Origin of the sequence: Nonomuraea longispora (assembly GCF_004348345.1) — a bacterium.
Lineage (GTDB): Bacteria > Actinomycetota > Actinomycetes > Streptosporangiales > Streptosporangiaceae > Nonomuraea > Nonomuraea longispora.
On sequence record NZ_SMJZ01000047.1, the window covers coordinates 15,372 to 36,040 of the forward strand.

The 20,669-nt window shown below is 71.6% G+C and carries 19 protein-coding genes; 10 read left to right on the forward strand and 9 right to left on the reverse strand.

The genetic code is table 11. The features are described from left to right. The first annotated feature begins 219 nt into the window (after window positions 1-219). Complete coding sequence (locus tag E1267_RS14900) at window positions 220-1,095, forward strand: alpha/beta hydrolase (protein WP_246063879.1); 876 nt, start codon at window positions 220-222, stop codon at window positions 1,093-1,095. A gap of 17 nt (window positions 1,096-1,112) precedes the next feature. On the opposite strand, the gene E1267_RS14905 is transcribed toward E1267_RS14900, so the two are convergent. The 8 genes from E1267_RS14905 to E1267_RS14940 form a co-directional block, all read right to left on the reverse strand. Further along, window positions 1,113-2,255, reverse strand: a complete 1,143-nt coding sequence (locus tag E1267_RS14905) for an NAD(P)/FAD-dependent oxidoreductase (RefSeq protein ID WP_132333045.1) — start codon at window positions 2,253-2,255, stop codon at window positions 1,113-1,115. 11 nt (window positions 2,256-2,266) lie between these two features. Continuing rightward, a complete protein-coding gene (locus E1267_RS14910; RefSeq protein WP_132333046.1) occupies window positions 2,267-3,073 on the reverse strand; it encodes an ABC transporter permease in 807 nt (268 codons plus the stop codon). Then, window positions 3,070-3,921 (reverse strand): ABC transporter permease, encoded by an 852-nt coding sequence (locus E1267_RS14915; RefSeq protein WP_138198779.1) that lies wholly within the window; start codon window positions 3,919-3,921, stop codon window positions 3,070-3,072. Before E1267_RS14915 ends, E1267_RS14910 begins: the two co-directional genes overlap by 4 nt. Next, a complete protein-coding gene (locus E1267_RS14920; protein WP_181957803.1) occupies window positions 3,918-5,042 on the reverse strand; it encodes an ABC transporter ATP-binding protein in 1,125 nt (374 codons plus the stop codon). The genes E1267_RS14915 and E1267_RS14920 overlap by 4 nt, the downstream gene beginning before the upstream one ends. After that, on the reverse strand, window positions 5,039-6,082 hold the full coding sequence (locus tag E1267_RS14925) for an ABC transporter substrate-binding protein (protein ID WP_132333048.1): 1,044 nt from the start codon (window positions 6,080-6,082) through the stop codon (window positions 5,039-5,041). The genes E1267_RS14920 and E1267_RS14925 overlap by 4 nt, the downstream gene beginning before the upstream one ends. Beyond that, window positions 6,079-7,131: an ABC transporter substrate-binding protein gene (locus E1267_RS14930; RefSeq protein WP_132333049.1), complete on the reverse strand. Its 1,053-nt coding sequence runs from the start codon at window positions 7,129-7,131 to the stop codon at window positions 6,079-6,081. The genes E1267_RS14925 and E1267_RS14930 overlap by 4 nt, the downstream gene beginning before the upstream one ends. Then, the gene (gene solA, locus E1267_RS14935; RefSeq protein WP_132333050.1) at window positions 7,128-8,258 is read right to left on the reverse strand and encodes an N-methyl-L-tryptophan oxidase; all 1,131 of its coding nucleotides are present in this window, start codon (window positions 8,256-8,258) and stop codon (window positions 7,128-7,130) included. Before solA ends, E1267_RS14930 begins: the two co-directional genes overlap by 4 nt. A 93-nt stretch (window positions 8,259-8,351) precedes the next feature. Further along, entirely contained in the window at window positions 8,352-9,086 is a 735-nt protein-coding gene (locus E1267_RS14940) for a GntR family transcriptional regulator (protein WP_132333051.1), read from the reverse strand. Between the two features lie 126 nt (window positions 9,087-9,212). Here E1267_RS14940 and E1267_RS14945 point away from each other — a divergent pair, with 126 nt between their 5' ends. Then, window positions 9,213-10,238 carry an aminotransferase class V-fold PLP-dependent enzyme gene (locus tag E1267_RS14945; protein WP_132333052.1) on the forward strand — a complete coding sequence of 342 codons (1,026 nt, stop codon included), beginning with the start codon at window positions 9,213-9,215 and terminating at the stop codon, window positions 10,236-10,238. Between the two features lie 28 nt (window positions 10,239-10,266). On the opposite strand, the gene E1267_RS14950 is transcribed toward E1267_RS14945, so the two are convergent. Continuing rightward, entirely contained in the window at window positions 10,267-11,388 is a 1,122-nt protein-coding gene (locus E1267_RS14950; protein WP_132333053.1) for a serine hydrolase domain-containing protein, read from the reverse strand. 265 nt (window positions 11,389-11,653) lie between these two features. On the opposite strand from E1267_RS14950, the gene E1267_RS14955 reads away from it, so the two are divergent. The 8 genes from E1267_RS14955 to E1267_RS14990 all read left to right on the forward strand — a co-directional run bounded on the left by E1267_RS14955 (window position 11,654) and on the right by E1267_RS14990 (window position 20,611). After that, window positions 11,654-12,658, forward strand: coding sequence for a LacI family DNA-binding transcriptional regulator (locus E1267_RS14955; protein WP_132333054.1), 1,005 nt, complete (start codon window positions 11,654-11,656; stop codon window positions 12,656-12,658). A gap of 182 nt (window positions 12,659-12,840) precedes the next feature. Beyond that, on the forward strand, window positions 12,841-14,061 hold the full coding sequence (locus E1267_RS14960; RefSeq protein WP_132333055.1) for a CaiB/BaiF CoA transferase family protein: 1,221 nt from the start codon (window positions 12,841-12,843) through the stop codon (window positions 14,059-14,061). A gap of 1 nt (window position 14,062) precedes the next feature. Beyond that, window positions 14,063-14,965, forward strand: coding sequence for a hydroxymethylglutaryl-CoA lyase (locus E1267_RS14965; RefSeq protein WP_132333056.1), 903 nt, complete (start codon window positions 14,063-14,065; stop codon window positions 14,963-14,965). 304 nt (window positions 14,966-15,269) lie between these two features. Further along, the gene (locus E1267_RS14970; RefSeq protein ID WP_132333057.1) at window positions 15,270-16,631 is read left to right on the forward strand and encodes an ABC transporter substrate-binding protein; all 1,362 of its coding nucleotides are present in this window, start codon (window positions 15,270-15,272) and stop codon (window positions 16,629-16,631) included. Window positions 16,632-16,701: 70 nt separating this feature from the next. After that, complete coding sequence (locus E1267_RS14975) at window positions 16,702-17,655, forward strand: carbohydrate ABC transporter permease (protein ID WP_132333058.1); 954 nt, start codon at window positions 16,702-16,704, stop codon at window positions 17,653-17,655. After that, window positions 17,645-18,442 (forward strand): carbohydrate ABC transporter permease, encoded by a 798-nt coding sequence (locus tag E1267_RS14980; protein ID WP_132333059.1) that lies wholly within the window; start codon window positions 17,645-17,647, stop codon window positions 18,440-18,442. The genes E1267_RS14975 and E1267_RS14980 overlap by 11 nt, the downstream gene beginning before the upstream one ends. Window positions 18,443-18,456: 14 nt before the next feature. Continuing rightward, entirely contained in the window at window positions 18,457-19,533 is a 1,077-nt protein-coding gene (locus tag E1267_RS14985; RefSeq protein ID WP_132333060.1) for a glycoside hydrolase family 172 protein, read from the forward strand. A 76-nt stretch (window positions 19,534-19,609) separates the two neighbouring features. After that, a complete protein-coding gene (locus E1267_RS14990) occupies window positions 19,610-20,611 on the forward strand; it encodes a LacI family DNA-binding transcriptional regulator (protein ID WP_132333061.1) in 1,002 nt (333 codons plus the stop codon). Window positions 20,612-20,669 lie beyond the last annotated feature (58 nt).

Here is a 20,669-nt window from a genome sequence, read left to right on the forward strand (position 1 = left end):
GTGGGCGGCACCTGACACCCGGGGGTTGATCTTCATGTGCACGGACCTCACCTGATCCTTCCGCGAACCGCGTGACGTCTCCGTGCCCCTGACGGCGCCCAGCGCCCGGCACGGACCCGCATGAGTCTCCCCCGGCTCATCCCCGCGTGCCCGCGGCCACCGATGCCGCCGCCACGCCATGCTCACCCACGCTTGTCCACCTGATCGAAGGGATCCTTCGTGCAGCTCGCACACGTCTCCATCACGCCCGAAGCCAGGGCCGCCGTACGCGCCCGGCTGGGAACGCTGTTCACCGACCCGCCCACGCTCGACGCCGACGCCGACGTGACCCCCGTCCTGCCGCGGACCGGCCGCGTCCCCGGCATGTGGGTCACCGCGCCCGGAGTGACGCTCGACGCGGGCGTCACGATCTACGTGCACGGTGGGGGCTTCTCCCACAGCAACCCGGCCATGGAGCAGATCATGGCCCATCGCCTCTCCCAGGCGACGGGCCGCCCCGCCTTCGCCGTCGACTACCGGCTCGCGCCGGCCCACCCCTACCCCGCGGCCGTCGATGACGTGGTGGCCGTCCACCGGAGCCTGCTCGCCCAGGACGTGCCCGCCGGGCGGATCCTGCTCGCCGGCGAGTCGGCCGGCGGGACGTTGCTGCTGTCGGCGCTCCTGGTGCTCGCCGAGGCCGGCGACCCCCTGCCGGCGGGCGCCGTGGCGGTCTCCCCCATCACCGACTTCACGGATTCGAGCCCGTCCATCCGCACCAACAAGGGCCTCGACCTCATCGACCCGGACATCATGGGCCCCATCGGCGAGCAGTATCTCGCGGGGGCCCGGCCGGACCAGGCGCCGCAGTCGCCGCTCTACGGCGACCTGCGCGGGCTGCCGCCCCTCCTGATCGTCGCGGGCGGCGACGAGGTGCTCCTCGACGATTCCCGGCGCTTCGCCGAGGCAGCCTCCGCCGCCGGCGTCGACACGGCGCTCGACGTCTACGACGGCATGCCGCACGCGTTCCACGCCGTGGTGTTGTCCCCGGACGACGCTCACCTGCCGACCGCGACGACGTTCCTGCGGCGGGTGGCGGACTGGACGGCCCGGACCTGAACCGGCCGGGCCCTCGGTCACTGCTGGCCGGGGCGGCGGGCCGGAGCCGGGGCGGGACGTACGGCGCCGCCGGCGAAGCGGCCGGGACGGAACGGCGCCAGCAGCGCGGACTCCTCCCCGAACAGCTCGCCCGCCACCTCGTCCATCAGCAGCGGCGCCAACGTCACCCCGCTGTGCGTGGCCACGGTGTACACGCGCCGGCCGGCGTCGGCGAAGCCGGCCACGGTGAGCCCGTCGCCCGGCATCGCCCGCTGGCCGACGACCGCCCGCTCGGCCGTGGCGCCCCCGGTGGCGCGCAGCACCTTCGGCAGCAGGCCGAGGATCTCGTCGACGACCTCGCCCGGCACCGGGAGCGCCGGGTCGGCCAGCCCGTCCAGGCGCAGTGACTGCAGCAGCAGCCGGCCGCCGCCGTCGGGGCGCAGGTTGAGCGCGCCGGTGGTGAGCACCCGGGACAGCCGGGCGGGCACCGGCGACGTGGTGACCAGGAACCCGTTGGTGACCGTCCCGGACACGGCCGGGTCGAGCATGGGCACGTCCACCCCGGCCAGCGCGGCCACCTGCTGCGTCCAGCGGCCGGCGCACGTCACCACCACGTCGCCCGCGTACGTGCGCCCGTCGGCCAGCGTCACCTTGGCGCCCGCGCCGGACGCCTCCACGGCGGTGACCTCGGCCCCGCACTCGACCACCGCGCCACGGTCGCGCGCCTCGCCGAGCAGCCGGCCGAGCAGCCGCAGCGGCAGCACGTACGCCTCGCCGGGGAAGAACACGTACTCGGCGTCGCCGGGCGGCGGCACCAGGTCGGGCTCCAGCGCCCGCGCCCGCCGGGCGGTCACCCGCTCGACGGGGTAACCCATGGCGAGCAGCCGCCGTACGCGCTCCTCCAGCAGGCCCTTGTGCTCGTCGGTGACCGCGCATTCGAGGTTGCCCGTGGGGAAGTGCCAGTCGCCGGGCAGCTCGTGGTGCGCCCAGACGGCGGCGTGGTTGAGGTCGAAGTACTCCTTCGGGGTCTTGTTGTTGGCGTTGACCCAGGCGACCGAGGTGGACGTCGTACCGGAGCCCGGGGTCCGGGCCTCCAGTACGGTGACCTGCGCGCCGCGCCGGGTGAGACCGGCCGCGATCGCGGACCCGACCACCCCCGCACCGATGACGACGACTCGCACAGTGGCTCCTCTCACTTGTGGTCGGTGTCGGCGCCGAACAGCCTGGCCACGCCGACGAAACGTTCGATGACGACGACCGCGACCACGGCGAACAACACCATCAGCGTGCCGATGGCGGTGACGGTCGGGTCGTAGTCGTACTGCATGTAGTTGAAGATCCGCACGGGCAGGGTCTGCAGGTCGGTGGTGACCACGAACAGAGCGACGGTGAGATCGTCAAAAGAAGTAATGAACGCGAAGAACGCGCCCCCGACCAGCGCGCCGCGCACGGCGGGCAGCGTCACGTGCCAGAACACCAGGAACGGCGGCGCGCCCAGCCCGGCGGCGGCCTTCTCCGCCGACCGGTCCAGCCCGGCGAGCCCGGCGAGGACGAGCCGCACCGCGTACGGCACGGTCAGCACGAGGTGGGCCAGGAGCAGCGTGAGCGGGCTCGACGCCAGCCCCATCTGCGCGAACCACTGCAGCAGCCCGATGCCGAGCACGATCGTCGGCACCGCGAACGCGCTGGACAACACCGCCTCCAGCGCGCCGCGGCCGGGGAAGCGGTAGCGGTGGATGGCCAGCCCGCCGGCCAGCCCGACCACCGCGGAGATCGCCGCCGCGGCCAGCGCCACCCCGGCGCTGAGCACGAACGACGACAGGAACTCCGGCTTGCCGAACACCTCCGCGTACCAGCGCAGCGTGATGCCCTGCGGCGGGAACGTCACGTACGAGGTGGTGGTGAGCGAGGAGGCCACGGTGACGGCGACGGGAGCGATGAGGAACAGCCCGACGAGGACGGCGAAGACCGTGCCGAGCGCGCGGGTGAGCCGGGTCATCCGAACACCACCTCCCCGCGCCCCCGGCGCAGCAGCCGCGAGTAGCCGAGCAGCAGCCCGGTCGTCACGACGACCAGGACGAACCCGATCGCGGCCGCGTACGGCCAGTCGAGCGTGGTCGTCGCCTGCGTGTAGACGAAGTACGGCATGAGCTTCACCTTCGGCCCGCCGAGGATCGCGGGGGTGACGAAGCTGGACGCGGTCAGGCTGAACACGATCATGGCCCCGGCCAGCATGCCGGGAGCGGACAGCGGCAGCGTGATCCGCCAGAAACAGGTCCAGCCGGACGCGCCGAGCCCCTTGGCGGCGGGCACGAGTGTCGGGTCGATCCGGTCGAGGCTGCCCATCAGCGGCAGCACCATGTACGCCAGCATCACGTGGACCATGCCGATGAGCACCGCCGTGTCGTTGTAGAGCAGCTGCGGCGGGGTGATCCCGAACCACGCCAGCACACCCGCGACCGGCCCGTTCGGCCCGAGCACCACGAGCCAGCCGTACGCGCGGATGACCATGCTGATCAGCAGCGGCGACAGCAGCAGCAGCGCCAGCCAGTTGCGCACCCGGGGTGAGCGGCCGCGCATGTAGAGGGCGAACGGGTAGCCGATGAGCAGGCAGCCCACCGTGGTGAGGGCGGCGACCTTGAGGGTGTTCCACAACACCTCCCGGTAGAACGGGTCGCCGAGGAAACGTGCGTAGTTGCCGATCGTGAACGCGCCCGTCTGCGTCCTGAAGCTGTTGGCCACCAGCGTGAACAGCGGCGCCACGAACAGCAGCGCGAAGATGACGATGGCGGGCAGCGCGAGCAGCAGGCCCGTACGCCGGCGCGGATGGTTCGCGGGTCTGCTCACCTGGTCGCCAGTGAGGCGTCCGACGGCCGCCATGCGCAGGTCACCTCCTCCCCCTCCGCGGGCACCCGCGCGTCGAACGGCAGGGCCGCCGTCACGTCGCCCGCCCCGGTGGCGACGACGCAGCGGATGCGCGAGCCGAGGAAGCGGGTCTCCCGCACGGTGCCTGTGAGCCCGTCGCCGCCGGTCTGGACGCGTACGACCTCGGGCCGCACGTAGACGCGCACGCAGGCGCCGGGAGCGGGCGGGTCGCCCACCGGGGTGGCGCCGACCCGCGCCCCCGCGACCTCGCAGGTGTCGCCGCCCGTCGCGGTGCCGTCGAGGGCGTTGACCTCGCCGATGAACTGCGCCACGAAGTCCGTGGCCGGCCGCAGGTAGATCTCCCGCGGCCGGTCGAGCTGGTGGATGACGCCGTCGGCCATGACCGCGATCCGGTCGGACACCGCCAGCGCCTCCTCCTGGTCGTGGGTGACGAGGATGGTGGTGGTGCCGATGCGCCGCTGCAGCGCGACGACCTCCTCGCGCAGGCGCACCCGCAACTGCGCGTCGAGGTTCGAGAACGGCTCGTCGAGCAGCAGCAGGTCGGGCTGGATGACCAGGGCCCTGGCCAGCGCGGCGCGCTGCTGCTGGCCGCCGGACAGCTGGCGCGGGTGCCGGCCGGCCATGCCCTCGAGGCCGGCCATCTCCAGCACCTCCTCGACCTGTCTCCTGCGCGCGGCCGCCGGCACCTTCCGCATCCGCAGGCCGAACGCCACGTTGTCGGCGATCGTCATGTGCGGGAACAGGGCGTACGACTGGAAGACCATGCCCATGGAGCGGCGGTGCGGCGGAGTGCCGGTGACGTCGGTGCCGTCCACCTCGATCACGCCGCCGTCGGCGCTGAGATGCCCGGCCACCATGTTGAGCGTGGTGGTCTTGCCGCAGCCCGACGGCCCGAGCAGGGTGAGGAACTCGCCCGGCTCGGTCTCCAGGTCCACCGCGGAGACGACCTCCTTGCCGCCCAGCACCTTGCGCACGCCGTCCAGGCGCAGCCGCCCGCGCCGCGCGGACGGGTCCGCGGCCATCTCGGTGGTGCTCGTGCTCATCGAGCGTTCACCCTCCTGCCGGGTGGTGCGGGTCTTCACGACCGCTCAACCTCCTTCGTCCACCGGTCCGTCCACGCGGACCGCGCGTTGTTGACGACGGTCCAGTCCAGCGGCTTCATCTCGGCCGCCTGCTCGGGGCCCACCACCCGTTCCGCCACCGCCGGGTCGAGCTCGGCGTCGGTGACGGTCGGCCCGTCGTAGCCCTCGGCGGCCAGCTTGCTCTGGATGCCCGGCTGCAGGAGGGCGTTGACGAACTGCTGCGCCAGGTCCGGGTGCGGCGCCTTGTTCACCACGTTCGCGGTGGCCAGCAGCGGGATGGCGCCGCCCTCCGGATGCACGAACGCGATCGGGAAGTCCTTGTCCGCCAGCGTCTCCACCCGCGACCCGCCCCAGACGGAGGCGACGGCCTGCCCCTGGAGGAAGTAGTTGGACACGTCGGCCGTGGTGTCGAAGGTGAACGCGTTGGCCGCCACCTTCTTCACGCCTTCGAAGCCCGGACCGGCGTCCCGTTCGGAGCCGCCGTCGGCGCGGGCGGCCAGCATGAGCGCGCCCACGCCGTACGTGTTGCTGATCGACGGCAGCACGACCTTGCCCTTGAGCCTGGGGTCGGCCAGGTCGGCCAGGCGCTTGGGTGCGGGCACGCCGTGCTCGGCGTACCAGTCGCGGTTGTAGGCGAGCCCGGTGGCGGTCAGCGCGAAGCCGACCCCGACGTCCCCGTCGAGCCTGGCCACCTTCTCCACCTTGCCCAGGCGGGTGACCTTGGCCGGGTCGAGCCTGGCCAGCAGCCCGGCCCCGGCCGCCTGGGCCTGCGGCCCGTCGTCGATGAGGGCCACGTCGATCTGCGGCGCGTCCTGCTGGGCCTTGAGCTTGGCCGCGGTGTCGGTGGAGCTGCCGGCGATGTAGGTGACCTCGCAGCCGCAGGACTTCTCGAAGCCGGGCAGCACGGCCTGCTCGAAGGCCTCCTGGTACGAGCCTCCGTAGCCGGCCACCACGAGCCTGCCCGGCGAGGCGGCGGGGGTGGGCGGAGCGCAGGCCGCGAGCCCGGCGAGGGCCAGCGCCGCGGCGAGCAGCCTGGTCATGACGATTCGATCTCCTTGTTCCAGCGGTCGGTCCACGCGGAGCGGCTCTTGTTGATCGTGGCCCAGTCGAGCTTGCGCAGGTCGGCGGCGCGCTCCTGGCCGACGACCTGCTCGGCGAGCGCGGGGCCGAGGGTGACGCCCTCGACGACCGGGCCGTTGAAGTTGGAGGCGGCCATCGCCTGCTGCGCCGACGGTTCGAGCAGCGTGTTGACGAACTTCTGCGCCAGGTCGGCGTGCGGGGCCTTGTTCACCACGTTGACGGTGGCGATCAACGGCAGCGCGCCCTCCTCCGGGTAGACGAACTTGATCGGGAATCCCTTCTTGGCCAGCGTCTGCACCCGCGAGTTGCCCCACACGGTGGCGACGGCCTGCCCCTGGAGGAAGTAGTTGGACACGTCGGCGGTGGTGTCGAACGTGACGGCGTTGGCCGCCACCTTCTTCACGCCCGTGAAGCCGGGGCCGATGTCCTGCTCGGAGCCGCCGCCGACCTTGGCCGCCATGAGCAGGGCGCCCAGGCCGTACGTCTGGGTGATGGACGGCATGACGACCTTGCCCTTGAGCTTGGGGTCGGCGAGGTCGGCCAGGCGCTCGGGGGGCCGCAGGCCGTGCTCGGCGTAGTAGTCGGTGTTGTAGGCCAGGCCGGTGGCGTTCAGGGAGAAGCCGACGCCGACGTCGCCGGGCAGGCGGGCGAGGTCGATCACCTTGGGCAGGTTCGTGACGGTCTTCGGGTCGAGCTCGGCGAGCAGGCCCGCCTCGACCGCCTGGTTCTGCACGCCGTCGTCGATCAGCGCGACGTCGATCTGCGGCGCGTCCTGCTGCGCCTTGAGCTTGGCCACGGTGTCGGTGGAACTGCCCGCGATGTAGGTGACCTTGCACGAGCAGGTCTTCTCGAAGCCGGGGATGACCGACTGCTTGAACGCCTCCTCGTACGAGCCGCCGTACCCGGCGATGACCAGGGTTCCGGGTGCGGCGGACGGCGTGGGAGGGCCGCAGGCGGTGAGGGCGAGGGCTCCGGCGAGGAGCACGGCGGTCAGCGATCTGGATGTCATGGCGACCTCCGCAGGGTGCGGTTCGGGGCTAGGTGGCCGATGTCGCGCGCGGTCGCGCCGTTCTCGACCAGGTCGGCGACGATGTCGCCGAGGACGGGGGCGAGCTTGAACCCGTGCCCGCTGAACGCCGCGGCCAACACGGTGCGGCCGTGCCTGCCGAGCAACCCGTGCCCGTCGGGGGTGAAGGCGTCGCAGTAGGTCGCCACCCGCACCGGGTCGGGGCCGAGCCCCGGCAGGGTCCCGGCGACGGCGCGTGCCACCTGCCGGACGTAGGCGACGGGCACGCTGCGGGCCAGCGCGGCGGGCGAGGCGATCTCCTCCCAGGGCACGTGCAGGTTGATCTTTACGCCCGCGCCGTCGACGGCCGGGAAACACGAGTAGGCGGGCTCGCCGACGCGGATGGCGACCGGGCACCGGCCGGGGTCGAACAGGCTCTCGTCCCGGCGCGGGAACCACGTCGAGGTGATGGCCCTGGTGGTCAGGGCGCGGGCGAGCGGCTCGGGCAGCAGGCCGCTCGCCGCCGCCCACGGGCCGGGGGCCAGCACCGCGTGGGTGAAACGGTGTTCGCCGTCCTCGGCCAGGACGGTGACGCCGTCGGCGTCCTCGCGCAGCTCGCGCACGGGTGTGTAGCGGGCCACGCGCGCGCCCGCCCGCTCGGCGGCGGTGGCCGCGGCGCCGACGGCGGGTTCGGGACGCAGGAAGCCGGCGTCGTGGTCGACGACCATGATCTCGCCGTCGCGCAGGGGGTGCTCGGGCACCCGCCGCCGCGCCTGCTCGCCCTTCAGGACCTCGACGGGCAGGTCGTGGGCGCGGGCGGCGTCCAGCACCGCGCGCATCTTGGGGTGCTCGCGGGGCCCCGCCGTGACCCCGCCGACCGGGGCGAGCAGGCGACGTCCCGAGGTTCGCTCCAGCTCGGCCCACAGGCCGCGTGCCTCGCGCAGCAGCGGAACGTAGCGGGGCCCCTCCTTGTAGGCCGTACGGAAGATGCGCGACTCGCCTCCGGCGGCCCCTCTGTCGTGGCCGGGGGCGTAGGCGTCGAAGCCGACGGCGTGGATGCCGCGCTCGGCCAGCCGCCACAGGGCCATCGAGCCGACGGTGCCGGTGCCGACGACGGCGACTGAGGTCATGGCTCCACTCCTTTGGGGATGGGGTTTCCGGGCGTTGGGTTTCCGGCGTGGCGAGAACCAGGCCCGGCGCCGGACCTGTCGGGAGGAGGTGATTCAGCTGTGGTCGGTGGAGCCGCTCAGGTCCGTCTCCACGTAGAAACGCTCCGAGCGGGGCGGGACGATCATTTCCACGAGCTCCGCGATCTCGCCCTGCCTGGTCCAGGTCTCACGGGTCCAGCGGAACGCGGGGGTGCCCGCGGGCACGCCGAACGCCTCCGCCTCGGCGCCGCCGAGGACGTGCGGCTCGACGTACATCCTGGCCCGCACCAGCTCCGTCCCGCGGTCGCGCAGGTAGGCGTGCGTGGTGAGGGGCTCGAGCGGCTGGTCGAGCAGGTCGGGCGCCAGCCGGAACGGCAACACGTGCAGCTCGGTGTTGATCACCTGGCCGGTCGTGTCCATCTTGTGGCGCTCCATCTGGACGACCGCCTCCTCGCCCGGGACACCGGGCAGCCGCAGCCGCGCCGCCTGCGCGGGCATCACCCGAGCCGAGAGGACCTTGTGGTCGCCGTGTGTCTCCGGCCCCTGGATCAGCAGGCCGGTGAAGCGGAGCAGGTTGTGCCGGCCGACGGCCTGGGCGACGAAGCTGCCGCGCCTGCGGAAGCGCACGATCAGCCCCGCGTCGGCGAGGTCGCGAAGGGCCCGCTGCACGGTGATGCGCGAGACCTCGAACTCCTCGCAGAGCTCGGCCTCAGTGGGGATCCGGGTGCCCGGACCCCAATGGCCGCTGCGGATGCGCGCCTCCAGCGCCCTGCGGATCTGCACATGGAGCAGGAGGTCACGTTCCGACATGCCAAAATACTCGCTGTAGCATTTAGTTATGTCAATAGAAGATTTGACATAACTTATCCGCGTATGCCGTGGTGAGACGGTCACCGTTTCCCCCGACGGCCAGATCGGACGTCCTACGCTGGCCTCATGGACGCCGAACTCATCGCCACGGCCGGCGAACTCTGGGACGCCGATCCCGGCTGGCTCAACACCGCCTCCTACGGCCTGCCGCCGCGACGCGCCGCCGACGAGCTCCAGGCGGTACTGACCGACTGGCGGCACGGCAGCAGCGACTGGGCGCCCTGGGACACCTCCGTCACCCGGTCGCGCGCCGCCTTCGCCCGCCTCATCGGCGTTCCCGTGGCCGACGTGTCGATCAGTTCCACCGTCTCCCAGATCATGTCCACGGTCGCCACGGCACTGCCGCCGGGCGCGCGCGTCGTCGTACCCGAGGTCGAGTTCACCAGCAACCTGTTCCCCTGGGCGGTGGCCGCACAGGTGGAGACCGTCCCCGCCGACCGGCTGGCCGACGCCGTCGACGGCTCCACCAGCGCCGTCGCCTTCAGCCTCGTCCAGTCCGCCACCGGCCACGTCGCGCCGCTCGCCGACATCGTGGCCGCCGCCCGGGACTGCGACGCGCTCGTCATCGCCGACGGGTCGCAGGCCTGCGGCTGGCTGCCGGTGGACGTCGCCGGTGTGGACGCGCTGGCCTGCGCGGCGTACAAGTGGCTGATGGCGCCGCGCGGCGCCGCCTTCGGCTACCTGTCACCACGCCTGCGCGAGCGCATGCGGCCCCTGGCCGCGGGCTGGTACGCCGGCGCGGACGAGGGCGGCTCCTACTACGGCCCGCCGCTGCGCCTGGCGCCCGACGCCCGCGCCTTTGACCTGTCGCCCGCCTGGTTCTCGTACGTCGGGGCGGCCCCCGCCATCGAACTGCTCAACGAGCTCGGCGTCCAGCGCGTGCGCGACCACGACGTGGCGCTCGCCAACCGTTTCAGAGCCGGTCTGGGCCTGGAGCCCTCCGACACGGCCATCGTCTCCGTGGACGCCCCTGGCGAGCGGCTACGGGCGGCCGGGGTCCGCGCGGCCGTACGGGCCGGGAAGGTGCGGGCGAGCTTCCACGTCTACAACACTCCCGACGACGTCGACCGCGCGCTCGACGTGCTGATCTAGCGGACCCTGAGCGGAAAGCCGGCCCTCGTCATCTCCCCGGGCAGAGCACCGCTTCCGCGGCCTGACCGACCATCGGCCGCACCCCGTCGTTCCGGACGCTGAGCGTGACCGACATGGCGAACTGCAGGCGGCCATCGGCCGACACGTAGGTGGGCGCGTGGAAGCCGGGCGCGCCTCCGACGATCTCACGCAGCTCGAACAATCCGCCGCAGAGGCGCTCGCCGTCCGGCGGACCGGGGCGCTTGCGCCCGTCGATCACCTCCTGCAGCCGGGGCGGCAGCAACGTGCCCTGCGTGTAGGCGCGGTGGAAGTCGCTGACCTCCTCCGCGGTGGAGACCACGCCACCGGCCGCCCACAGATGGCTGGCGTTGATCCGGTCCACGTCGTGGAGCCCGCCCTGCTCGTCGGGTAGGTAGCCGTGGTTGTGCGGGCCCCTGATGCCCTCGGGCGGCTTCGCGGGCAGGTAGGTGCGGTGCATTCCCAGCGGGGTGAACAGCCGCCGGTCGAGCTCGTCGGCCAGGGTGTGGCCGGTCAGCCTCTCGATGATCATGCCGAGGAGGATGTAGTTGGTGTTGGAGTAGGAGGCCTTCTCACCGGGCTCCTGCTGCCTGGGCACGCCGCGGGCCAGCCTCACCAGGTGGGCCGGCCGGACGTAGGTCGTGAAGTCGAGGGGGTCGATCTTGCCCGACTCGAAGTAGTTGGGGACGCCGGAGGTGTGGTCGATCAGCTGCCGGACGGTGATCCTGTCGGCCAGCTCGACCAGGTCCTGCTCCGCCGTCTCCGGCAGCACGTCGGCGAGCGTGTCGTCCACGCGGAGTCTGCCCTCGCCGACCAGCTGCATGACCACCGTGGCGACCATCAGCTTGGTCTGCGACCCGATGCGGTAGCGGGCGCCGCTGGACACCGTCCCGCCCTTTCCGTCCAGCAGGCGGGAGCCCGCGGAGCCCTTGCCCACCCGCTTGCCGTCGACGTACAGCTCGCCGAGCGCGCCCACCACCCCGTCGGCCGCCGTCAGGGTGTCCAGGGCCCGCTGCGCGTCCCCGAACCTGGGCCGGCCGGCGGCCGTTGCGGCGGCGGGCGGCACGGCGGCGCCCAGCGCCAGCACTGCGCACGCCAGGCCGGCGATTCGAGTAACGATCGCACGGTTCATAGCGAAGTCCTCTCTGATCGAGCGGTCCGGGGAGACCCGGCAGCCGCACGCAGGTGATGACCGCCGTTGTAGCGCGAGCGCTGTTTCGGCGCCGTTTCCCGCCGTACCGGCCCGCCCCCCGCGCGTCCGGGATCGGGCGGCGGGCCGCCCCGCCCGCGGGCATACTTCAAGGAAGCTCGAAGCATGACAAGATGATCAAGGACTCTCCTGTTGGACGCCGAAGGCCCGGGAACTGGGCCCCCGGCGATGGTAGAAACTTGGTGCGATGCCCACTATCTACGATGTCGCCCGCGAGGCCGGCGTGTCCGCGGCCACCGTCTCCCGCGTGCTCAACGGTGCGAGAACGGTCGACCCCGCCATGGTCGCACGGGTGCTCACCGCGGTCCGCGAGCTCGGCTACCGCCCCAACGCGGTGGCCCGCAACCTGCGGCGCAGCCGCACCACGCTCTGGGCTGTGATCATCTCCGACATCGGCAACCCGTTCTTCACCGCCACCGTCCGGGGCATCGAGGACGTCGCCCAGCAGGCGGGCTACTCGGTCGTGCTGTGCAACAGCGACGAAGACCCGGCCAAGGAGGAGACGTACGTCGCGGCGGCGCTGAGCGAGCAGATGGCCGGTGTGATCATCGCGTCCTCCGGGAGTGCCAAGGCGGCCAGGAGCCTGCTCGACTCTCCCATTCCGGTCGTCGCCATCGACCGCCAGCTCCCGCGCGGCGAGGTCGACACCGTCGTGGTCGACAACGAGGCCGGCGCGGCCACGGCCACCCGGCACCTGCTCGACGCCGGCTACCGGCGCGTCGCCTGCGTCACGGGCCCCGAGGGCGTGAGCACCGCCGACCTGCGTCTGCGCGGCTACACCTCGGCCCTGTCGGCGCGCCGGCCGCCGGGAGAGCCCTTGATCGTCAGGACCGACTTCCGCGAGCAGGGCGGCTACGACGCCATGGAGTCGCTGCTGTCCTCCGCCGAGCGCCCCGACGCGGTGTTCGTGGCCAACAACCTCATGACGGTGGGCGCGCTGCGGTGCCTGGCCGACCACGACGTACGAGTGCCCGCCGAGATGGGAGTGGTCGGGTTCGACGAGATCCCGTGGGCCGACCTCGTCCGCCCGTCACTCACCACGGTGGCCCAGCCGACCTACGAGCTCGGCCGGATGGCCGCCCGCCTCCTCGTCGACCGCATCGCCACGCCCGCGGGCCGGCCCGCCAGGGTCGTCCTGCCCGCCGAACTGCGTCCCCGCCAGAGCAGCGCCCTCCAGAGCAGCGCCCTCTGACCGCACCGGCACACCCGCCGCGATATGCCGCCCCGCACCCCTAGACCCACCTAAACGCCTGGCCCTGGCGTCCTTATGGGGCAGGCCCTCTTGTTTGTCCATATATGGGCCTCTATCGTCGCAATAGGCTCTCATTCTCGTTAAATGAGCAGTAATACTCATTATTTGAGAAAGGCAGTGTTGTGGACGAAGGAGACCAACCGCCGCTCGCCGGGATCCGGGTCCTCGAACTGGGCAGCTTCATCGCCGCGCCGTTCGCCACGCGGATCTTCGCGGACTTCGGCGCCGAGGTCGTGAAGATCGAGCGGCCCGGCACCGGTGACGAACTGCGCGGCTGGCGGCGCGACAGGGGCCGGACGTCGATGATGTTCCGTACCATCGCCCGCAACAAACGTTCCGTCACCGTGGACCTGAGCACAGGCGAGGGCCGCGACATCGCGCTCGGCCTCGTGCGCCACTGCGACGTTGTCGTGGAGAACTTCCGTCCCGGCACGCTGGAGCGCCTCAGGCTCGGCTCCGACGAACTGACCGCCGCCAACGCCGACGTCGTGCTGGTCCGCATCTCCGGGTACGGGCAGACGGGGCCGTACCGGGACCGGGCGGGGTTCGGCGGCGTGGCCGAGGCGTTCGGCGGCCTGCGGCACGTCACCGGGCATCCCGACCGCGAGCCCGTCCGGCCCGCCGCGCCGGTCGGCGACGCCCTGGCCGGCCTGTACGGCGCGATCGGCGCGCTCATCCTGCTGCTGGCCAAGGCACGGGGACGCCCGCACGAGGGGTCGCGGGTCGTGGACGTGGCACTGTACGAATCGGTGTTCATGGCCATGGAGTCGCTGGTCCCCGACTACGACGCGTACGGCGTCGTCCGCCGCCGCACGGCCGGCAACCTGCCCGGCGTAGTGCCCAGCGGCATCTATCCCACCAGCGGCGGCGGATCCGTGATCATCGCGGGGAACTCCAGCGGCGTGTTCGGGCGCCTCATGGCCGCCGTCGGCCGCCCCGATCTCGGAGCGGACCCGACGCTCGCCGACGGCTCCGCCCGCGACGCCCGCGAGCCCGAGCTCAACGGGGCCATCTCGGCCTGGACCGCCCGCCACACCGCAGCCGAAGCGGTCGAGCTGCTCAGCCGTGCCGGGGTGCCCGCCGGGCCCATCTACGACGCCGCCGACATCGCCGGTGACGAGCACTACCAGGCCCGCGACATGCTGCGCCCGATCAAGGTGGCCGTCGACGGCGAGCCCGAGGAGATCCGCTTCCCCGGCGTGGTGCCCCGCGTGCCGGGCGCGCCGGGCGACGTACGCTGGCCAGGCCCCGACCTGGGCGCGCACACCGACCAGGTCCTGGGCGACCTGCTCGCCTACACGACCGAGCGGCTCGGCGAACTGCGCGCCAAGAAGGTGATCTGACATGCCCGCCCCTGGGCGGCACCCGGAGGAGGACCTGCCGCTTCCCGGTGACGTGACGATCACGGACGTCGTGCTCAGGGACGGCCTGCAGGACGAGCCCGTCGTGGTCGCCGTGCCGGACCGCGTCGCCGTCGCCGCCGCGCTGGCCGCCGCCGGGGTGCGCGCGATCGAGGCCGCCTCCTTCGTCAACCCGGCCAGGGTGCCGCAGATGGCGGGCGCGGAGGAACTGTTCGCCGCGCTCCCCCGCGGCGGCCGCGTGCGTTACAGCGCGCTCGCGCTCAACGCCCGGGGCGTCGCCCGCGCGGTGGCGGCGGACGTCGACGAGATCGTGCTGGTCGTGTCGGCGGGGCAGGGGCACAGCCTGGCCAACGCGGGACGCGGGGCCGAGGAGGTGCTCGCCGGCTTGCGGGACGCGGTGGCCGGCCACCCGGGGGCCGCGTTCACCGGGGCTGTGTCCACCGCGTTCACCTGCCCGTTCGACGGCGAGATCCCCCCGCACAGGTTGCTCGACGTGGCCCGCGGCCTGGCCGGGATGGGCGTGACCCGCATGGTCCTGGCCGACACGCTGGGCACGACCCGCCCCGAGCGGATCGCCCGTACGCTGGCCGCGGTCCGCGCGGCCCTGCCTGACGTGGAGTTCGGGCTGCACCTGCACGACGCCAGCGGCCAGGCGCTCGACACGGTCGACGCGGCGCTGGAGCTGGGTGTGACCCGCTTCGACGCCGCCGCCGGCGGCTACGGCGGATGCCCGTTCGCCCCTGGCGCGCACGGCAACCTCGCCACCGAGCGCCTGGTGGCTCACCTGCACTCCCGCGGGGTGCGCACCGGCATCGACGAGGACGCCCTCGCGGACGCGGTGAGCCTGGTCAGGAAGTGCCTGGCCCGCGGCACGCCCCTGACCTGAACGGACGTGGCGGCTTCCGGCCACGCCCGCGACGTGGGCGGCGCCCGGCAGGTCTCGCCTGTGTGACCTGCTTGCCGAACACGCGTGAAAGGGCCGGCCCGGGAAACGGGCGGAAAACGGCCCGGAGTGCCGCGGAGCAGACGATGGACCGTCCGGGAGGCGTCCGCGCAGGTCACGCGGAGATATCGATTCCTGTATTCGGCAAGCGGTGACGCAGGATTCTTGACGCTACGCGGGCTGACTTCTACATTTTCGGAGAAATCGATTGCTCCTTTCGAGCACTCCAACTCCAGGAGGATGCGAGATGTCGGCCTTCGCGAGAGTGACCCGCCGATCGCTGCTGCGCGGCGGGGCCGTCATGTTAGGTTCCGCCGCGGCGGCGCCGCTCCTGTCGGCATGCGGGGGCGGCGGCCAGGGCGGCAACCCGAAGGAGTTGACGTTCTGGAATTTCTACGGCCCCAACCCGCAGCCCGACGCGCAGAGCAAGTGGTTCACCGACCTTGCCGCGCAGTGGAACGCCAACAACGAGGTCAAGGTCAAGCTGCACTACATGCCCGTGACGGAATACCTGGCAGGCAGGGCGTTGCAGACCGCGTTCTCCGCCGGGGAGGGGCCGGACATCTTCCTGCTCAGCCCAGGTGACTTCCTGCGCTATCACAACGGCGGCGTGCTGACCGACCTCACGCCGTACCTCGGGCCCGACCAGATCGCCGACTTCGCCGACGGCGCGCTCGACACCCGCAAGGTCGACGGGAAGGTCTACGGCCTGCCGATGGAGCGGGAGCCGCTGGCCGTCTTCTACAGCGTCGACGCCTTCGAGCAGGCGAAGTTGTCGGAGGGCGACCTGCCGAAGACCTGGGACCAGCTGCTCGACGTGGCCGGCAAGCTGACCTCGAAGGACCGGTTCGGCCTGCTGTTCGAGACGATCCCCGGCTACTACCAGAACTTCACCTGGTATCCGTTCATGTGGATGGCCGGCGGCTCGGCGGTGCCGGAGAACGGCGGCCCCGGTTTCGACTCGCCCGCCGTGCACAGCGCGCTGAAGCTCTGGCAGGACGGCATCACCGCCAAGGTCTGCCCGCGCAAGCCGCAGGGCGACGGCGGCACCGACACCCCGGCCAACCTCGGCGCCGGGTTCGCCGCCATGCAGCAGACGGGCATCTGGGGCGTGTCGCAGCTCGCGCAGAACAACGCGCAGAACAACAAGGACTTCCGCTACGGCGTCTTCCCGCTGCCCGTTCCGGAGGGCGGCACCTACACGACCTCGGTCGGCGGCTGGGCTTTCGTGGCCAACGCCAAGGGCGCCAACCCCGAGGCCGCGGCCAAGTTCATCGCCTGGGCCCTGGGCGCGAACGACGCCGAGGGCGTCGAGCGGGGCCGCCGGTGGAACACGGTCGTCAAGGCGAACCTGCCGGCCCGCACGTCCGTGCAGGAGGCCGCCAAGTCGGCCGGCGCCTTCGACGATCCCGCGCTCAAGGTCTTCCTGGACAAGGTCGTCCCCGGCTCCCGGGGCGAGCCCCGCTACACCCCAGAGGTCTACAAGGCCGTGTCGGACGCCATCCAGGCCACCCAGCTCGGCGGCGCGGATCCGGCGAAGGCGGCGGCCGACGCCGCGGCGAAGATCGACACCTTCCTGAAGGGTTACAAGGGTGCGGCGATGTTGTGAGCGGCGTTCCCGGCCCGCCGCGTGCGCGCCGCCCGGCGACCGCCTGATCAGCGGAGAGGGGCGATAGAGCATGGCGACCGTTGCCGACTCCGGCACGGCGGTGCGCCGGCCGTCCGGCGCCGCGCCGCCCCCGGTGTGGAACCGGCGCAGGCGCGAGGCGCTGGCCGGCTACGCCTTCGTGGCGCCCGACCTGCTCGGCCTGATGATGTTCGTCGGGCTGCCCATGGTCCTGGCGATCGGCGTCTCACTGTTCAACGCGGACGGGTTCGGCGGCTACACCTACGTCGGCCTGGACAACTTCCGGCAGATGGCCGGGGACACCCAGCTCTGGCAGAGCGTCAGAGTCACGGTCACGTACACGGCGGCGTTCGTGCCGATCGGCTTCGTGGTCAGCCTCGGCCTCGCGCTGCTGGTGCGCGACCACTTCCCCGGCGTCGGGCTGGTGCGGACGTTGTTCTTCGTGCCGCACGTGATCAGCCTGGTCGTCGTCGGCATCGCCTGGCAGTTCCTGCTGGTGGACAAGCAGGGCGCGGTGCCCACGCTGCTGCGACCCGTGGGGCTGGGCGACACGTCCTTCCTCGGCGATCCGTCGCTGGCGCTGGGGTCACTGGTGGCGATCAGCATCTGGTTCCTGATGGGCTACAACATGCTCATCCTGCTTGGCGGGCTGAAGGACATCCCGAAGGAGTACGAGGAGGCGGCCGCCATCGACGGGGCCGGCGCGTGGCAGAACTTCCGCCACGTGATCTGGCCGCTGCTCCGGCCCACCAGCTTCTTCGTGCTGGTCAACTCGGTCGTCGGGTCGGTGACCGGGCTGCAGGCCTTCGACCTGGTCTATGTGCTGACCCAGGGCGGCCCCGCGGGCAGCACGTCCAGCGTGGTCTTCTACATCTACCAGCAGGCCTTCACCTTCAACGACCACGGCTACGCGGCGGCTCTGACCACGGTGGTCGTCGGATTCCTCGTCGCGGCCACGGCCACCATGTTCGGGCTCACGAAGGGAGGCCGGTTCGATGCCGGTTAGGCTGCGCGCGATCGTCGGATACGTGCTGGCCATGGTCACCGTAGCCCCGCTCGTCTGGCTGCTGGTGGCGGTGCTGAGACCGGCCGACGAACTGTTCGAGGTGTCGCTGCCGAGCAGGCTGACCCTGGACAATCTGCTCTATGTGCTGACCGAGGTGCCGATCGGCCGCTACATGCTCAACAGCGCCATCGTCTCCGTGGCGGTGACGGTGATCGCGCTCGTGCTGCACTCGATGGCGGCGTACGCGCTGGCCCGGCTGCGGTTCCCCGGGCGACGCGTGATCTTCTCCATGATCGTGTCCACGCTGCTGGTGTCGCTGCCGGTGATCCTCGTGCCGCTGTTCCTGGTGGCCAGGGAGCTGGGGCTGCTGGACACGTACGCGGGGCTCATCCTGCCGGCGATCTTCCACGCGTTCGGGATCTTCCTGCTCCGGCAGTACTACCTGACGATCCCGCGCGAGCTGGAAGAGGCGGCGGATCTCGACGGGTGCGGATATCTCCGGCGCTGGTGGCAGGTGGTGGTGCCGCTCAGCCGCCCGGTCCTCTCCTCACTCGCCGTGCTGTTCTTCCTGGCCAACTGGAATGCCTTCCTCTGGCCGCTGACCGCCACCCGCGACCCCGAGCTGCGCGTGGTGCAGGTCGGGATCTCCACCCTCCAGGGCCAGTACGGTTCGGCCTGGAACTATGTCCTGGCCGCGACGGTGATCGCGGCCGTGCCCACCTTGGTCGCTTTCGTGCTCGGCCAGCGCCGGCTCGTCGAGGCGATCAAGACCTCCGGATTGAAGTAAGGATGGAAATCAGCATGACCTATGGCGACTTCGGCAGCAGCCTGCGCGACCTGCCCCGGCTGCGGGCCTCCAGGCGCAGGCGCGTCTCCAGTTATGACCGCACCGGCGGCAACGACGACCGGCTGAAGGTGGAGGCGGGCACCACCGTCACCCTGGCCGACATCGAGGGCCCCGGCTCGATCAACCACATCTGGTGCACCGTCGCGCTGCCCAAGAACGGACCGGACGCGGCGGACCTCGACTACCTGCGCCGCCTGGTGTTGAAGATCACGTGGGAGGACCAGGAGCACCCCAGCGTGCTGGTGCCGCTGGGCGACTTCTTCGGCATGGGCCACGCCAAGACGGCGAACTTCGTCTCGGCGCCGCTGCAGATGAGCCCGCAGGACGGCAAGGGGTTCAACTCGTGGTTCCACATGCCGTTCGCGAGCCGGGCGAAGGTGGAGCTGATCAGCGAGCTGTCGTCCCAGCCGGTCTTCTTCTACTACTACATCGACTACGAGGTGTTCGACTCCGCCGCCGACGACGTCGGCTACTTCCACGCGCAGTGGCGCTGCGAGCGGCCGACGGACGGGATCGACCAGGGCGCGCAGAGCAACCGCGAGTTCCAGGTGGAGGGCGTCAACGACACCGGTGACGGCAACTACGTCATCCTGGACGCCGAGGGGCGCGGCCACTACGTGGGCTGCGTGCTCAACATCCGCAACCTGCGCGAGACCAGCGACTGGAACTGGTACGGCGAGGGCGACGACATGATCTTCATCGACGGGGAGCCGTTCCCGCCGTCGTTGCACGGCACCGGCACCGAGGACTACTTCAACACCGCCTGGTGTCCGACGCAGACGTACCACGCGCCGTACCACGGCATCACCATGCCCGGCGGCGACAACTGGAGCGGCGAGGTCTCGCTCTACCGCTTCCACGTCGAGGACCCGATCACTTTCACCGAGTCGATCAAGGTGACGATCGAGCACGGCCACGCCAACAAGCGCTCTGACGACTACACGTCGGTGGCGTACTGGTACCAGACGCTGCCGCACAAGCCGTTCGGGATCGCGCCCGTCGAGCAGCGCCTTCCGTTCCCACCCCGGTAGTAATCGATTTCCAAGACCCGCGCTAGACTGCCGTAGCACAGCCGCCGGGACTTGCCTGCCACGAGATGGGACGAGGTTGCTCAAAATCCAAGATGTCGCGCGACATGCCGGGGTCTCCGCCGCGACGGTCTCCCGCGTGCTCAACGGCCGTTCCACGGTCAACCCCGAGCTCGCGGCCCGCGTGCACTCCGCCGTCAGGGAGCTGGGCTACCGGCCCAACGGCGTCGCGCGCAACCTCAGGCGCCGGCAGACCACGCTGTGGGCGGTGCTCATCTCCGACGTCGGCAACCCGTTCTTCACCTCGCTGGTGCGCGGGGTGGAGGACGGCGGGCGGCAGTTCGGCTACTCGGTCGTGTTGTGCAACACCGACGAGAACCGCGCCAGGGAGGCGGAGTACATCGCGGTGGCGCTGGCCGACAACATGGCCGGCGTGATCATCTCCCCCGCCGACGACTCCACCGACATCAGCGCCCTGGTCGCCGCGGGCACCGCCGTGGTGACCATCGACCGCGAGCTGGCCGAGACCGAGGTCGACGCCGTGCTCGTGGACAACGAGAAGGGCGCGGAGATGGCCACGGCACACCTGCTGGAGTCGGGCTACCGCCGCATCGCCTGCATCACCGGCCCCCGCCGGATGTCCACGGCGATGCGGCGGCTGCGCGGCTACCAGCGGGCACTGCGCGCCTTCGGGCTGCCGTCGGACCGTTCCCTGGTCCGCCACGCCGACTTCCGCGAGGAGGGCGGCTACTCGGCCATGGCGGCGCTGCTGGACGAGGGGGTGGAGGTCGACGCGGTGTTCGCCGCCAACAACCTGATGACCGTGGGCGCCGTGGAGTGCCTCACGGAGCGCGGCGTGGCCATCCCCGCCCAGGTCGGCGTGATCGGGTTCGACGACATCCCCTGGGCGCGGCTGTTCAGGCCGGGGCTGAGCACGGTGCGGCAGCCCACGTACGAGCTGGGGCGGGCGGCCGCGCAGCTGCTCGCCGACCGCATCGACAACCCGGCCAAGCCCGCTGCCCGGATGGTGCTGCAGACCGAGCTGCACCCCCGCGAGAGCTCCAGCCCCCGCGCCTGCTGACCTTCCGGATCACCCTCGACTCTCCCGCCGCTGTTACCTGGTAGCGCTACCAGAACGC

What these genes read in the sequence shown, in the direction of transcription:
- E1267_RS14910 (WP_132333046.1), bottom strand. Translation starts at nt 3,073, where the DNA reads ATGACCCGGCTCACCCGCGCGCTCGGCACGGTCTTCGCCGTCCTCGTC.
- E1267_RS14925 (WP_132333048.1), bottom strand. Translation starts at nt 6,082, where the DNA reads ATGACCAGGCTGCTCGCCGCGGCGCTGGCCCTCGCCGGGCTCGCGGCC.
- E1267_RS14930 (WP_132333049.1), bottom strand. Translation starts at nt 7,131, where the DNA reads ATGACATCCAGATCGCTGACCGCCGTGCTCCTCGCCGGAGCCCTCGCC.
- solA (WP_132333050.1), bottom strand. Translation starts at nt 8,258, where the DNA reads ATGACCTCAGTCGCCGTCGTCGGCACCGGCACCGTCGGCTCGATGGCC.
- E1267_RS14940 (WP_132333051.1), bottom strand. Translation starts at nt 9,086, where the DNA reads ATGTCGGAACGTGACCTCCTGCTCCATGTGCAGATCCGCAGGGCGCTG.
- E1267_RS14945 (WP_132333052.1), top strand. Translation starts at nt 9,213, where the DNA reads ATGGACGCCGAACTCATCGCCACGGCCGGCGAACTCTGGGACGCCGAT.
- E1267_RS14950 (WP_132333053.1), bottom strand. Translation starts at nt 11,388, where the DNA reads ATGAACCGTGCGATCGTTACTCGAATCGCCGGCCTGGCGTGCGCAGTG.
- E1267_RS14955 (WP_132333054.1), top strand. Translation starts at nt 11,654, where the DNA reads ATGCCCACTATCTACGATGTCGCCCGCGAGGCCGGCGTGTCCGCGGCC.
- E1267_RS14965 (WP_132333056.1), top strand. Translation starts at nt 14,063, where the DNA reads ATGCCCGCCCCTGGGCGGCACCCGGAGGAGGACCTGCCGCTTCCCGGT.
- E1267_RS14970 (WP_132333057.1), top strand. Translation starts at nt 15,270, where the DNA reads ATGTCGGCCTTCGCGAGAGTGACCCGCCGATCGCTGCTGCGCGGCGGG.
- E1267_RS14975 (WP_132333058.1), top strand. Translation starts at nt 16,702, where the DNA reads ATGGCGACCGTTGCCGACTCCGGCACGGCGGTGCGCCGGCCGTCCGGC.
- E1267_RS14980 (WP_132333059.1), top strand. Translation starts at nt 17,645, where the DNA reads ATGCCGGTTAGGCTGCGCGCGATCGTCGGATACGTGCTGGCCATGGTC.
- E1267_RS14985 (WP_132333060.1), top strand. Translation starts at nt 18,457, where the DNA reads ATGACCTATGGCGACTTCGGCAGCAGCCTGCGCGACCTGCCCCGGCTG.